Genomic DNA, 13,781 nt, shown 5'->3' on the forward strand with positions numbered 1-13,781 from the left:
GGCGATTTTTTGAGCAAAATCAGCACCTTGGCAGCAGCCGAGGGAGAGTGCTAATTTTTTGGCACTCCTACCTTGAAAGTGCCAATTGTCCATTCTACATACCGACCAGGGGCTTCCCGATTCTCGGGTAACAGCCTCTATTCACGATAATTTTTCGGACAATCTTTCTGGAGGAGAGAGTAAGATGAAGTTTCGTCCATTGCATGACCGCGTGGTCGTGCGCCGGGTCGATGAGGACGAGCGGACCGCTGGCGGCATCATTATCCCAGACACGGCTAAGGAAAAGCCACAGCAGGGTGAAGTAATAGCCGTCGGCCCTGGCGTCGCCGACGATAAAGGGCAGGTCCAGCCGCTCGATGTCCAAGCGGGTGATCGTGTTCTGTTTGGCAAATGGTCCGGCACCGAAGTGACCATCAATGGTGAAGACGTTCTCATCATGAAAGAGAGCGACATTCTCGGTGTACTCGAAGGCAAGAGCGAATTGAAGAAGAAAGCAGCTTAGCGAGAGACGCTACTGCGCCAGTTCCCAGTACTTTCGCCGCTTGGCACCTGCTCCGTTGCGGGCTGTGACCAGCGGCATGATTCGAAGGAGTTACACACAACATGTCTGCGAAAGATGTGAAATTTTCCCAGGAAGCTCGCGAGAAGCTACTCCGCGGCATCGACATCCTGGCCCATGCGGTCCGGGTCACGCTTGGGCCCAAGGGGCGCAACGTCGTGCTCGAGAAATCCTTTGGCGCACCGCGCATCACCAAGGACGGCGTAACGGTGGCCAAGGACATCGAGCTTGAGGACAAGTTCGAGAACATGGGCGCCCAGATGGTTCGCGAAGTGGCTTCGAAGACGGCCGACGAGGCCGGCGACGGCACGACAACTGCCACGGTCCTCGCCCAGGCCATCGTCAAGGAAGGCGCGAAGTCCGTTGCAGCGGGTTCCAACCCCATGGACCTCAAGCGCGGCGTTGATCTTGCCGTCAGCAAGGTCGTAGAGGCCCTTCAGGACAAAGCCAAGAGAGTTACTTCCAACGACGAAATCGCTCAGGTCGGCACCATTTCGGCCAACGGCGATGCAGAGATTGGACGCTTCATCGCTGAAGCCATGCAGAAGGTCGGCAATGACGGCGTCATCACGGTCGAGGAAGCTAAGAGCCTCGACACCGAGCTAGACGTCGTCGAAGGCATGCAGTTCGACCGCGGCTACCTCTCGCCGTACTTCATTACCGACGCTGACAAGATGCGCGTCGACTTGGAGAACCCTTACATTCTCATCAATGAGGCCAAGCTCTCGAACCTTCAGTCCATGCTTCCGCTTTTGGAGGCTGTGGTTCAGTCCGGCCGTCCGCTGCTGATCGTTGCGGAAGACGTTGAGGGTGAGGCGCTGGCGACGCTTGTGGTCAACAAGCTGCGTGGCGGCTTGAAGGTCGCGGCCGTGAAGGCGCCTGGCTTCGGCGATCGCCGCAAGGCCATGCTGCAAGACCTCGCTGTACTGACCGGCGGTCAGGTCGTGTCCGAGGATCTGGGGATCAAGCTCGAGAACGTCACGCTCGATATGCTTGGCCAGGCCAAGAAGGTTGTCATCACCAAAGACGACACGACGATCGTCGATGGCGTTGGCAAGAAGAAGGACATCGAGGCCCGCGTCGCGCAGATCCGTCAGCAGATCGAGGACACCAGCTCCGATTACGACCGCGAGAAGCTGCAAGAGCGCCTGGCGAAGCTCGCCGGCGGTGTTGCCGTGATCAAGGTTGGCGGCGCCACCGAGGTCGAGGTGAAGGAGAAGAAGGACCGCGTCGACGACGCGCTCAACGCCACCCGCGCGGCCGTCGAAGAAGGCATCGTACCGGGTGGCGGTGTTGCGCTGCTGCGGGCTCTGGATGCGATTGAGTCGCTCAGGGCGGCCAATGACGACCAGAAAGTCGGCATCAACATCGTACGCCGCGCCCTTCAGGCGCCGCTTCGTCAGATCGCTGAGAATGCCGGCGAAGACGGTGCGGTTGTTGTGGGCAAGATCCTCGACAAGAAGGAGTACAATTACGGCTACAACGCCGCGACCGGCGAGTACGGCAACCTCGTGAAGGAAGGCGTGATCGACCCGGCGAAGGTTGTGCGCACCGCCCTTCAGGATGCCGCGTCGGTAGCCGGCCTGCTGATCACCACCGAAGCGATGGTGGCTGAGGTCCCGAAGAAGGCCTCTGCCGCACCTGCCATGCCTGGTGGCGACATGGGCGGTATGGGCGGCATGGGCGGTATGGGCTTCTAAGCCAGCCCTGCCCCGCGTGTCGCTCGCGACGCACTGAGAAACACGAAAGCCGCGCCTCCGGGCGCGACTTTTCCTATGTGTCAGGCCGAGCCGCGTGCGGCAAGCTCTTGGGCCAAGGCGAGCAACCCATCACGATCCTCGGCAAATCCGCCCTCGATCCATTGGCCTTCTAATTTGCGAAGCATGTCGCCGATCTCGGGTCCGGAAAAGTTGCCAAGCGCCGTGATGTCCGGACCGCGCAAAGGAAACACCGGCGGGTCCCAATGGTCTGCAAGTGTCGCGGCGCGCCGCCAGTCCGCGTCGTCCGCGGGAGCATTGCTCATCGCCCAGGCAAGTAGGACGCGAGCGGCATAGGCCTCCCGGCCGAGGCGATAGAGCTTGCGCCGGGCCGCGGCCTCATCCGGCAGAGCCCTATCAAAGGGTGCACCACCAAGGGCAAGCAAAGCCTGCTCCGCATTAGAAAGCCTGAATCGCTGCGCCAGACGCTTGGCATCTTCGGGGATAAACACCGCAAGGGCTGCGAGACGCAAGATTGCATTCGGCACCCGGCCAAGCGCCCCTTCGACCTTGACGAGACGCTCGAAGCACGGCAAGCGCGGCACGCTCCCGAGGATGTCGCACAGCAGCCCATGGGTGAAGAGAATCGAAACGGCCTCGGCGGCGCGCGGTGCAACCAGCAAACGCTTCAACTCCGCTGCTACGCGCTCAGCCGACAATAAGCGCAAGCCCGCCCGTTGACGCACACAGGCCGACAGCCCGTCAGCATCGAAGGCGCCCCGCCCGTAGGATGCATTGAAGCGAAAGAAGCGAAGGATACGCAAATAGTCCTCGTTTATGCGCTGCACGGGATCGCCGATGAAGCGCACGCGTCCTGCCGCGAGATCAGGGTAGCCCCCGAGGGGATCGAACAGCGTTCCGTCAGCGCCTGCGTAGAGCGCATTGAGGGTGAAATCACGCCTTGCTGCGTCTTCGGCCCAGTCGTCCGTAAAAGCAACTGTCGCCTTACGCCCGAAGGTCTCTTCATCGCGCCGTAGCGTCGTCACCTCGAATGACGTGCCATCGGCAACAATCGTCACCGTTCCGTGGTCCAGCCCCGTGGGAATGGCCTTCAGCCCCGCCCCGCGAACCCTGGCAATGACCTTCTCGGGGTCGAGTGTGGTGGCCAGGTCGACATCTGAGACAGGCAGCCCAAGCAATGCGTCGCGTACGGCGCCTCCCACGGCGCGCGTCGCTCCAGTGTCACCCGAGAGCGCCGCAAACGCGCGCTTCGTCTCCGGCCGCACAAGCCATTGGGCCCCCGCGAGCGATGGCGGCGCGAGGCTCCGGGTCGGGTGTTGAACTGTGTCGTCTTCGGGCATGTCGCTTGGTCGGGCAGAAGAGGCGAAAGGTCAATCGATCCCGCCCGGTTTTATGACGCCGTCTTCCAAAACCGACGGCTGATAGGTGCCGTCACGGTCTCCACCGGTGAATTCTACCAATGTGAGCAGTCCGATGAATAACGCAAGCAAGCCAGCGAGGATAAGCCAAAGGAATGGAGCGCCGGCCATGGCGCGGTTGGGCGCAACCCCCTTCACCCAAACCACATAAGCGGCATAGATGAGGAAGGGTAGCAGAAACAACAGGATGTTGATTAGGACGATCCGCAACATCGAGTCCGGCAGCCTCCCCAGTTTTGTTTTTGATGGCTTTTTACATGAAGTTCGAGCGAGAGCTTAACGGTGTGCTGTGCGCTTTGCGAGCGCACTTTCCTCATGCTACGTGCGGGCGTCTTACTCTTCCATCGGAAACGAAAAAAACTCGCCGCTGCTCCATACGCCCGGCCCTGCCTCGGTTTCGACGGTCATATCGGCCAGCTCGTAATAAACAGGACGCGCGAGCCGCGCGGTCAGTCCGTCGCGGACCTCAATGTAAGGCGCCTTCCCGCCGTTAGGTTCGGAGCGAAAGCCGATCGCGTGGTCCGGACCGGCTGGAACCACATCATCGACATTCGTGGTGAAGGTGAGAAGCTGATCCGGGCCCGTTCCTTCTCTCGTCATCGAGACGGCGATAAACGGCTCGGCCTCGACCTCTATCGGCACTTTCTCCACAGGCGTGACCAGGTAGAACCCGTCGTCCTCGCGCCGCAGCACGGTTGAAAAGAGCTTCACTAGTGCCTTACGTCCAATCGGCGAACCCTCGTAGAACCAGGTGCCATCGCGCGCGATTTTCAGCCCGATATCCCCGCAAACATTAAGCTTTGGCAATGAAGGCTCCGGTCGTTTGCCGCCTCCACTGCCAGATGCTACGAGTCGCGTCTTATTCATTTCAGGCATTGTTGTATTTCGCCGAAAAGGACCTTCTGTTCACGACGAACAACTTACGCCACTGGAACAAAGAATTGTGATCCGATTGCTGGCAGTAGTGTTCTGCTTTCATACGACTTTAGGCCTATTCTTCCGCCACTTTTTGAATTGAGCTCAACGGAACCAAAGATAAGACAGTCATGACCACACTTGAATCCGAGCCACAGCTTGTCGACCGCCTCGATGAAATCGGGAGCAAAATCCAAGACGTACGCGCGGCAACCTCGACCGTCATCTTCGGTCAGGAGCGGGTCATCGACTTGGCGCTGGTGACGCTGCTTTCAGGCGGCCATGCGCTGCTCATAGGTGTGCCGGGGCTTGCCAAGACAAGTCTTGTTGAGACCCTTGGTGCGGTGCTCGGTCTGGAGAACAAGCGCATCCAGTTTACGCCCGACTTGATGCCGTCCGATATTGTCGGATCCGAGGTCTTGGAAGAGGACTCCGCTGGCAAGCGCAATTTCCGCTTCGTGAAGGGGCCGATCTTTACCCAGCTCCTGATGGCGGACGAGATCAACCGCGCGAGCCCCAAGACGCAGTCCGCTCTGCTGCAAGCCATGCAAGAGCATCACGTCACCATGGCCGGTGTCCGGCACGACGTACCGCTGCCGTTTCATGTGCTGGCAACTCAGAACCCCTTGGAGCAGGAAGGCACCTACCCGCTGCCGGAAGCGCAACTCGACCGCTTCTTACTGCAGATCGACGTCTCCTACCCGGATGCGGATGCAGAGCGGCAGATGCTTTTCGCCACTACAGGAACAGAGCAGCGCAAGCTCAAGACAATTCTGACGGCAGAAGAACTTATGGGCGCCCAACGCCTGGTGCGGCAATTGCCTGTGGGCGACCAGGTCGTGGATGCGATTCTGCAGCTCGTTCGGTCGGCTCGCCCGGGAACGGGCATTGACCAAACGCTCGACGAGATGATCGCTTGGGGCCCCGGCCCGCGCGCGAGCCAAGCCTTGATGCTTGCCGTCCGCGCGAAGGCCATGATGGAAGGCCGTCTTGCGCCATCGGTTGACGATGTGATCGACCTCGCTGAGCCTGTCTTGAAGCACCGTATGTCGCTGACCTTCGCCGCCCGTGCTGAGGGAATCGAAATGAGCGACATGATGGCTCGGCTTATCGAGCCGCTTAAGTAGGTCGGCCTTGGCAAACGCACGCGCAGCGCTTCAACCGTTCATAGCGGAAGAAGCCGAAGCCCACGGGCTTGCGGCGCGCATGCCTTCGCTGCTCGTCGAGGCGCGTCGTGTCGCCCACACGGTAACGCACGGCACGCACGGACGACGTCGCCCAGGTCCAGGCGAAACCTTTTGGCAGTTCCGACATTTCGACACCAACGACTCCGTGTCGGCGATCGACTGGCGGAGGTCAGCGAGTTCTGATCGGCTGTTCGTGCGCGAACGCGAGTGGGAGGCCGCGCACACAGTTTGGCTGTGGCTCGATCTATCCCCGTCGATGCGATTCCGTTCGTTTCTCTCCGAAACGTCCAAGGAGAGTCGTGCAGTCGTCTTAGCTCTGGGTTTGACCGAACTACTGGCCCGTGCGGGAGAGCGCATCGGTCTTATGGGACGGAGCCCATCATCGGGCCGCTATGCGAGCCGCAAGGTGGCTGAGGTCCTCCTCACTGAGACATCGGACGATAGTTTTCCCCCCGGTGCACGCTTGAACCGGTTTTCGGAGTGCGTCCTCTTCTCTGATTTCCTTGAGCCCATCGACGAACTCGTCGAGCGCTTCCACCAAATCGCAAGTCAGGGCGTTCGCGGTCACTTGGTTCAGATTCTCGATCCTGCTGAGGAGACGTTGCCATACGAGGGGCGTACCGAGTTCGAGGCATCCGAAGGCGGCGCGACGATGATCGTGGGTCGTGCAGAGGATCTTCGGGAGAAGTACCAGAGGCGTATTGAACGCCATCGCCTCGATCTTCAGGAGACTGCGCGGCAGCTGGGTTGGTCGTTCGTGCTGCACCATACAGATCGGCCCGCCGAGGAAGTCTTGCTCGCGATCCATGGCCAACTCTCTGGCCAAGATCGGGATTACCGCTATCGTGCGGCTCGTCGCCCGGCTGAGGCGGCGGAAGTCGAACGAGGTGCCGGCTCATGATGACGCTTGGTCCCATCGGCTTCATGCAGCCCTGGATCCTGCTGGCGCTCGCGGCACTGCCCGCCATTTGGTGGCTGCTGCGCTTCACACCGCCAAGCCCAAAGGTAGTCGAGTTTCCGCCGACACGCCTGCTCCAGGAGCTAAAGCCGACCGAGGAGACGCCTGCCCGGAGCCCATGGTGGCTCACTCTTATGCGAATGCTGCTGGCCGCCTTGTTGATCCTGGCTTTGGCGCGACCGGTCATTAACCCCGACGAGGGGCGCTTCACCGGTGATGGAACGATGCTGCTCGTCGTCGACAATGGCTGGGCCTCTGCGGCCCACTGGAGCGCCCGGCGCGAAGCCATCGAGGCAGCGATCGACCGCGCCGATCGAAGCGGTCGCGACGTGCTGATCGTGCCGACAGCGTCCGCTGACGACATCGACGAGCCACTGCCGGCGGAAGTCGTCCGTGAACGTATCGCGGGACTCGTGCCCCAGCCCTATGCTCCAAGCCGGCAAGAAGTGGCCGCAACGCTGCAAGAAGCGCTGACGGACGGCGCCGGTTACAGCGTAATTTGGCTGAGTGACGGGCTCGACTACGGCCATGCCGAAGCTTTCTCCGAAGTTCTTGAAAGGCTAGCCGAAGGTGGCGGCCTGACGGTGCTGAAGCCGGGGCCGCTGGAAACGCCGCTGGGTATCGGACACGCCCGCGCTGAGGGCGGCGTTCTAGCAGGACGGATCATCAGTGGAACAAAAGGGCCCCATTCAGGAACGATCCGTGCCTTGACTGCACGCGGCGAACCGCTCGGAGAAGCGCCGTTCGCGATAAAACCCGGAGAGACTGAAGCGATAGCTCCCTTCGAGTTGCCGCTGGAAATACGCAATCAGGTCGCGCGCCTTCGGATCAAGGGACAACGCTCCGCAGGCGCTGTGCACCTCCTGGACGCGCGATCTCAATGGCATCGGGTTGGAATTGTCTCGGGTGAGTCTCGCGAGGAAGCGCAACCCCTCCTCTCACCTCTTTATTATGTGGAACGCGCATTGTCGCCCTATGCTGACGTGATTACGCCAACCGAGGGCAACGCAGCCACAGCCATCAATGATCTGATCGAAAAGCAGCGTGTATCGACCATCGTACTGGCTGATATCGGCAGGCTCACGCCGGCAACTCAAGAAGAGTTGGAAGTATGGCTCGACAACGGGGGCGTACTGATTCGCTTCGCTGGTCCTCGGCTTGAGCAGGGCGGTGACGAACTCTTGCCCGTGGTTCTGCGCCGTGGCGGCCGATCTCTCGGGGGTGCGCTGTCTTGGGGCACGCCCCAGCCGCTTTCGCCGTTTGAAGAAAAAAGCCCGTTCAACGGGCTCGATGTGCCGGAGGATGTCCGCGTAAACCGGCAGGTCCTCGCCGATCCGGCCGTGGCGATGGACGCCGAAATCTGGGCGACGCTCACTGACGGCACTCCTCTTGTCACAGGGAAGCGTTACGGCGATGGCTGGGTGGCACTATTCCACGTCACCGCAAATTCCGATTGGTCCAACCTGCCGCTCTCGGGTCTGTTCGTACAGATGCTGCGTCAAACAATGACCCTAGGACCGAGCCAAGTCATTGCCGCTTCGGATAGCGGCGGCGGAACTCCGGAAAATACCGCGACACCGCTACGTAGCGCGACGACGACAGCACTTGCTCCCGTTCAAACGCTCGATGGCTTCGGCCAGCTCATCCCGCCGCCTCTGAGCGTTGCGCCTATTTCACCGGATCAGTTCGTCAAGACAGCTGCGGGACCGGAGCATCCTCCGGGCTATTACGGCCCGTCTGGCCAAGCACGTGCACTGAACATCGTGAAGACTGAGACAACCCTCGTACCGCTTCCCGATATTGGCGGCGCGAGCACGGTCAGCTTCTACACATTGAAGAAACCGTTCGCACTGGAGCCCTGGCTTTATCTGGCCGCGCTCACTCTGTTCGCGCTAGATATTCTAGCGGTACTCGCTTTGAGCAGCGGCCTCGGCTTCCGAAGGTCGGCGCGAGCGCCAGCCGCAATCGCCCTTGTTGCGCTGCTCGCGGCTACCGCTTCCCCTCTCGGCGCAAACGCTCAAGAGTCTAATACCCAAGAGGCGACCACAAAGTCAGACGCGGCCGCCGAAGAATTCGCTCTGAACGCGACGCTGAAAACACGTCTTGCCTACGTGGTAACCGGCGACGGCCGTATTGACCGCACCAGCGAGGACGGCCTGTCAGGGCTCAGCAAAGTTCTGGGGGCACGCACAGCGCTTGAGCCGGGCGCTCCAATGGGCGTCAACATCGAGACAGACGATCTGTCTTTCTTCCCGGTCCTCTATTGGCCGGTGCGCGAGGACGCCGAACCATTGTCGGACGAGACGCTCGCCAAGATCGATGCCTACATGAAGCAAGGCGGTATGATCGTCTTCGACACGCGAGACCAAGAGCGCGTGGCGTATGGCGGCAGCCAAGGCAAGGCTCTCAACCGCCTGATCGGCCGGCTCGACCTGCCGGCTTTGGAGCCTGTGCCAGGCGGACATGTTCTCACCCGGTCTTTTTATCTGATGAACAGTTTCCCCGGCAGATGGGACGGCGGTTCGCTCTGGGTTGAGGCAGAGCCCGGCAACGAAGCAGAGCGCAACGCGCGGGCGCGGCGTACGGACGGCGTTAGCTCGGTCATCGTCACCTCCAATGATTTCGCTAGCGCCTGGGCTCTCGACGAATCCAACCGTCCTCTGTACCCGGTGGTGCCCGGCGGTGAGTTGCAGCGAGAGATGTCGTTTCGGGCGGGTGTCAACTTGGTGATGTATGCGCTCACTGGCAACTACAAGGCGGATCAGGTCCACGTGCCAGCGCTCCTCGAAAGGTTGGGACAGTAGACAATGAACTGGTCCATCACCTTCATACCGTTCGTGCCTTGGGCAGCCCTCTGGATCATTGCCGGGATCGGCGCTGTGCTGCTAGGGCTGTTGTTCTGGCGCGCCCAGCGCGGGGCATTACTACGCCTTTTGACGTTCGCCGCGCTGTTGATGGCACTCGCCAACCCGCATCTCAAAAGAGAGGATCGCGAACCGCTCAACGACATCGTCACGGTAGTTGTCGACGACAGTCAGAGCCAATCGCTGGCTGGCCGCACAACGCGTACGGCCGAAATCCGCAAGGAACTCGAAGAGCAGCTGAAGGGTGTCCCAAAACTCGAGACGCGCATTGTGCGCTCTGGCTCTTCCTCAGAAGACAGCGACCAAGACGGGACCATGCTGTTTACCGACTTAGGGCAGGCCCTCGCGGACGTTCCGCCAGACCGCTTGGCTGGCGTCATCATGATTACCGACGGCCAAGTGCATGACGTGCCTGAGAACGTCAACGCTTTGGGCTTTGATGCTCCTGTGCATGCGCTCCTTACCGGCAAAGATGACGAGTTCGATCGCCGCCTCGAAATAGTCGCAGCGCCGCGTTTTGGCATCGTCGGCAGCACGCAGAGAATAGAAGTCAAGGTCAGCGAGTCCAAGCCCCGCGACGAAGACAACACTACGCTGACCATCACTCAGCAGGGCAAGCAGCCGGAAAAGGAAATCGTGCGTATCGGCGATACCGTCGAGATCCCGGTCGAGATCGATCATGCGGGCCCCAACATCGTGGAGATCGAGGTCGATGGCGCCCCTGGAGAGTTAACGGAGATCAACAACCGCACCCTGATCCCTATTGAGGGCGTCCGCGAAAACTTGCGTGTTCTGCTCGTTTCCGGCGAGCCTCATGCGGGCGAACGGACTTGGCGCAACATGTTGAAGTCGGATGCGTCCGTTGACCTTGTACATTTCACGATTCTTCGGCCGCCCGAAAAGCAGGATGGGACGCCGATCAACCAGCTCTCCCTGATTGCTTTCCCGACGCGCGAGCTCTTTCAGGAAAAGCTCGATCAGTTCGATCTCATTATCTTCGATCGATATCAGCGGCGCGGTGTACTGCCCCTGCTCTATCTCGAAAACGTCTCGCGCTACGTTGAGCGCGGCGGGGCGGTGCTTGTGTCCTCCGGGGACGACTACGCATCGCCGTTGAGCCTATACCGCACGCCGTTGGGATCGATACTGCCCGCGGCACCGTCAGGACGCGTCGTGGAGAAGCCCTACCGGCCTTCTCTCTCCGAACTCGGAACCAAGCACCCCGTGACCGGAGATCTCGCCGGTGCCCGTGGTGGCGGCGACGACGGCACTGATCCTACCTGGGGCCGTTGGTTCCGGGTGGTCGACGTATCACCACGCGATGCTGAAGTGTTGATGACGGGTGCCGACGACCGCCCACTTCTCGTAATCGGCGAGCGTGGTAAGGGCCGCGTCGGTGTATTGCTCTCCGACCAGGCCTGGCTCTGGGCGCGAGGCTATGACGGCGGTGGACCCTATTCAGATCTTCTGCGGCGCCTTGCGCACTGGCTCATGAAGGAGCCGGAGCTTGAGCAAGAGACGCTCCGGGCTTCTGCCAAAGGCCAGAGCGTCATAATTGAGCGGCGTTCCATCGAGGACGAGATCGATCCCGTCGTCGTGACGACGCCGGCTGGCGAAGAGATTACGGTGAGTCTCGACAGAGGCGAGAGAGGCCTATGGCGCAAGGTGTTGCCGGTTGATGACCACGGCGTCTATCGGGTGGCGTCGGGAGAACTCGCCAGTCTCGCGACAGTTGGAAAGGCCAACACACGCGAATTCGCGGCTGTGACGGCTTCCACTGAACCCCTGACGCCGGCCTTGGAAGGCACAGGCGGCGGCGCGTTCTGGATGGGCCGCGAGGAAGGAGAAGGAGCATCCCTTCCGCGTCTAGCCATGATCCGCAGTGGCCACGTCATGCACGGCTCCGATTGGATGGGCCTCCACAAACGCGATGCCTACCACGTCAAAGGAGTGCGGTTGTTCCCGCTGTTCACGGGCTTCCTAGCGCTGGCGCTTCTCCTCAGCCTGCTGGCCGCCGCTTGGTATCGCGAAGGTCGCTAGTAGACAGGCTCTCGAACCGAAGCGGCATAGGCGCTTACGAGTCCCGTCGCCCCCTGCAACGCTCCTTCGGATAGCTCTACGCCCAAGATGCGTTCTGGATCTACCGGCCCCGGTAGAGCGATCGCGCCGTTGGCACACGCTTTGAACCCAAAGCGACGATAGTAGGACATGTCCCCGACGAGCAGCACGAAGCCAAAGCCTGCTTTCTGCGAACGATCCAGCCCGCTCTCGATAAGCGCCTTACCGCATCCTTTGCCGACAAGAGCCGGATCTACCACGAGCGGGCCCAACAACAGACCTCCTTTTCGGTCGCCAACGCGGATCGCCGTGAAGCGAACGCCTCCCGCTATCTGAGCCCCCTCCCATGCTGTCAGGCAAAGGTTGGCCACGGGAGCAATACCTTCCCGCACGCGATAGGCGCTGCGCGCGAAGCGTCCTGGACCAAATGCAGCTGCGGAGAGAGCGTTAAGCGCGGGAATATCGGTTCTAGTCTCGGGGCGAATTTCGAAGGTCGTCATAGCAATGGCACCACAGAACAGATGTGAAGGGGATTTCCCCTACCGGGCGCCGAACATGACCTACTGACTTCTTTGGGTTTGACGAGGCGGCGGCAAGGGTCAAGCAATCCGCAACAAGCGGACGCTCGCTCGTCGTCGCAGGAGTGACTTCGCTATGGTGGTCGTCCAGTTCACGGGAGCTGCCCTTATCATGGACAAGCACAACAGGTCCAGCACCCAACAGACCCGGGGACATTTACGAAGCAATGCAAGTCCACTATGTGTTAGCGCATCAAGTTATATTGTTGGAATTGCAAGGGTTCGCATCTAGCAATTCCCTGGGACCAGAGCGCGTCCCGGAGGTTCAGCGGGGTTACTAATGGCAGACAAGGCACAGCTGCTCGTTCTCTATCACTCATCTTATGGCCACACGGAAACTTTGGCCTACGCAATGGCCCATGGCGTTCGCGCGGTCGAGGATATCCGGGTAACCGTCAAACGGGTGCCTGAGCTCATGCCGGACGATGTGATGGCGGCGGCGGGCATGAAGATTGAACAGCCAGCCCCTATTGCTGATCCCGCAGAGCTTGCCGATTACGACGGCATAATCCTCGGAACGCCCACACGCTTCGGCAACATGTCCTCGCAGATGCGCTACTTCCTCGACCAGACCGGGCCACTATGGGCCGCGGGCGCTTTGATCGGGAAGGTTGGCAGCGCGTTCACCTCGACCTCAACTGGGGGCGGAAATGAGACGACCATTGTGTCCGTGCACCACACATTGATCCACCACGGGATGGTGGTCGTAGGACTTCCCTACTCCGCGCCTGATCTCCCGGACGTCAGCGAAGTGCGCGGTGGATCGCCATATGGCGCTGGCACAATCTCTGCGCCAGACGGATCCCGCACACCCTCGCAGAAGGAATTAAATCTCGCGAGTTTCCAGGGCCATCACGTAGCAAAAATCACTAAGAAACTGGTGACGGGAGACGAATAACGATCTCATGCGCGGAAGCCGGCACTCTAGCCTGACCACTGGGACGTGATCGGGATGCCTTCAACTATTTCCGCAAGACGCCGGCGTGTCCCCTGATCCAACTGCTCGGGAAGAGAGCCGACTGCAAACATACCGGTCTCCGCAATCTCTTCCTTCTGCCGGTAGTCACCGTTTCGCAGCCAATCTCTCACCAGATAGAGCGCGATGTGATCGCCAGGAAAGATTGCGTTGTTGGAGAACATGCCATGGAGTTTCGGCGGCCCAGTCAAGCTGACCCCGACCTCCTCGTAGAGCTCTCGCACAAGGGCCTCTTCCATGGTCTCTCCCCACTCGACACCACCGCCAGGGAAGAACCAGCCCGGCCGATAAGAATGTTGGACGAGAAGGACCCGCCCCGCCTCGTCGATCACAACGCCCTGGGCCCCAAGCGTCATACCTCGACGCAAACGCGCAATAGGCCGGAACGGTACATTCACGTGCGAGGATGAACGTTCCTTTCTTGCTCCATACTTCTCGCTCAAGCCAAAGTCTCCAAAGTCATAGTGCAGGCCCCGAGCCGCACAATGGCGCTACAATACACCGCTTGTCGAGACGCCTAGCGCACCCAACTACTCCGACGTGACGCAAG

12 protein-coding genes are annotated in these 13,781 nt (G+C 60.5%); 7 read left to right on the forward strand and 5 right to left on the reverse strand.

The genetic code is table 11. From position 1 onward, the window contains the following. Positions 1-184: 184 nt before the first annotated feature. Entirely contained in the window at positions 185-502 is a 318-nt protein-coding gene (gene groES, locus AC33YF_RS06550) for a co-chaperone GroES (RefSeq protein WP_491776398.1), read from the forward strand. A 101-nt stretch (positions 503-603) separates the two neighbouring features. Continuing rightward, positions 604-2,259, forward strand: a complete 1,656-nt coding sequence (groL, locus tag AC33YF_RS06555) for a chaperonin GroEL (protein WP_491776399.1) — start codon at positions 604-606, stop codon at positions 2,257-2,259. Positions 2,260-2,339: 80 nt separating this feature from the next. Here groL and AC33YF_RS06560 read toward each other — a convergent pair whose 3' ends face one another. From AC33YF_RS06560 to AC33YF_RS06570, 3 genes are all read right to left on the reverse strand, one after another. Further along, complete coding sequence (locus AC33YF_RS06560) at positions 2,340-3,617, reverse strand: CCA tRNA nucleotidyltransferase (RefSeq protein WP_491776400.1); 1,278 nt, start codon at positions 3,615-3,617, stop codon at positions 2,340-2,342. 30 nt (positions 3,618-3,647) lie between these two features. Then, entirely contained in the window at positions 3,648-3,908 is a 261-nt protein-coding gene (locus tag AC33YF_RS06565; protein WP_491776401.1) for a DUF6111 family protein, read from the reverse strand. A gap of 120 nt (positions 3,909-4,028) precedes the next feature. After that, positions 4,029-4,562 (reverse strand): DUF1285 domain-containing protein, encoded by a 534-nt coding sequence (locus tag AC33YF_RS06570; protein WP_491776402.1) that lies wholly within the window; start codon positions 4,560-4,562, stop codon positions 4,029-4,031. Between the two features lie 179 nt (positions 4,563-4,741). Here AC33YF_RS06570 and AC33YF_RS06575 point away from each other — a divergent pair, with 179 nt between their 5' ends. Genes AC33YF_RS06575 through AC33YF_RS06590 form a run of 4 tightly spaced genes read left to right on the forward strand, consistent with a single transcriptional unit; the run spans position 4,742 to position 11,659 of the window. Next, on the forward strand, positions 4,742-5,737 hold the full coding sequence (locus tag AC33YF_RS06575) for an AAA family ATPase (RefSeq protein ID WP_491776403.1): 996 nt from the start codon (positions 4,742-4,744) through the stop codon (positions 5,735-5,737). Positions 5,738-5,744: 7 nt separating this feature from the next. Beyond that, positions 5,745-6,698: a DUF58 domain-containing protein gene (locus AC33YF_RS06580; RefSeq protein ID WP_491776404.1), complete on the forward strand. Its 954-nt coding sequence runs from the start codon at positions 5,745-5,747 to the stop codon at positions 6,696-6,698. Continuing rightward, positions 6,695-9,559: a DUF4159 domain-containing protein gene (locus AC33YF_RS06585; RefSeq protein WP_491776405.1), complete on the forward strand. Its 2,865-nt coding sequence runs from the start codon at positions 6,695-6,697 to the stop codon at positions 9,557-9,559. The genes AC33YF_RS06580 and AC33YF_RS06585 overlap by 4 nt, the downstream gene beginning before the upstream one ends. A 3-nt stretch (positions 9,560-9,562) precedes the next feature. Then, a complete protein-coding gene (locus tag AC33YF_RS06590; protein ID WP_491776406.1) occupies positions 9,563-11,659 on the forward strand; it encodes a hypothetical protein in 2,097 nt (698 codons plus the stop codon). Here AC33YF_RS06590 and AC33YF_RS06595 read toward each other — a convergent pair. Continuing rightward, the gene (locus AC33YF_RS06595) at positions 11,656-12,177 is read right to left on the reverse strand and encodes a GNAT family N-acetyltransferase (RefSeq protein WP_491776407.1); all 522 of its coding nucleotides are present in this window, start codon (positions 12,175-12,177) and stop codon (positions 11,656-11,658) included. The genes AC33YF_RS06590 and AC33YF_RS06595 overlap by 4 nt on opposite strands. Positions 12,178-12,535: 358 nt before the next feature. On the opposite strand from AC33YF_RS06595, the gene wrbA reads away from it, so the two are divergent. Next, positions 12,536-13,153, forward strand: coding sequence for an NAD(P)H:quinone oxidoreductase (wrbA, locus tag AC33YF_RS06600; RefSeq protein WP_491776408.1), 618 nt, complete (start codon positions 12,536-12,538; stop codon positions 13,151-13,153). Between the two features lie 26 nt (positions 13,154-13,179). On the opposite strand, the gene AC33YF_RS06605 is transcribed toward wrbA, so the two are convergent. Continuing rightward, on the reverse strand, positions 13,180-13,674 hold the full coding sequence (locus AC33YF_RS06605) for an NUDIX domain-containing protein (RefSeq protein WP_491776409.1): 495 nt from the start codon (positions 13,672-13,674) through the stop codon (positions 13,180-13,182). Between the last annotated feature and the right edge of the window lie 107 nt (positions 13,675-13,781).

The organism is Methyloceanibacter sp. (assembly GCF_058506495.1).

Bases quoted from the DNA above. Each gene is read 5' to 3' on its own strand.
- groES (WP_491776398.1), top strand. From the start codon at position 185: ATGAAGTTTCGTCCATTGCATGACCGCGTGGTCGTGCGCCGGGTCGAT.
- groL (WP_491776399.1), top strand. From the start codon at position 604: ATGTCTGCGAAAGATGTGAAATTTTCCCAGGAAGCTCGCGAGAAGCTA.
- AC33YF_RS06560 (WP_491776400.1), bottom strand. From the start codon at position 3,617: ATGCCCGAAGACGACACAGTTCAACACCCGACCCGGAGCCTCGCGCCG.
- AC33YF_RS06565 (WP_491776401.1), bottom strand. From the start codon at position 3,908: ATGTTGCGGATCGTCCTAATCAACATCCTGTTGTTTCTGCTACCCTTC.
- AC33YF_RS06570 (WP_491776402.1), bottom strand. From the start codon at position 4,562: ATGAATAAGACGCGACTCGTAGCATCTGGCAGTGGAGGCGGCAAACGA.
- AC33YF_RS06575 (WP_491776403.1), top strand. From the start codon at position 4,742: ATGACCACACTTGAATCCGAGCCACAGCTTGTCGACCGCCTCGATGAA.
- AC33YF_RS06585 (WP_491776405.1), top strand. From the start codon at position 6,695: ATGATGACGCTTGGTCCCATCGGCTTCATGCAGCCCTGGATCCTGCTG.
- AC33YF_RS06590 (WP_491776406.1), top strand. From the start codon at position 9,563: ATGAACTGGTCCATCACCTTCATACCGTTCGTGCCTTGGGCAGCCCTC.
- AC33YF_RS06595 (WP_491776407.1), bottom strand. From the start codon at position 12,177: ATGACGACCTTCGAAATTCGCCCCGAGACTAGAACCGATATTCCCGCG.
- wrbA (WP_491776408.1), top strand. From the start codon at position 12,536: ATGGCAGACAAGGCACAGCTGCTCGTTCTCTATCACTCATCTTATGGC.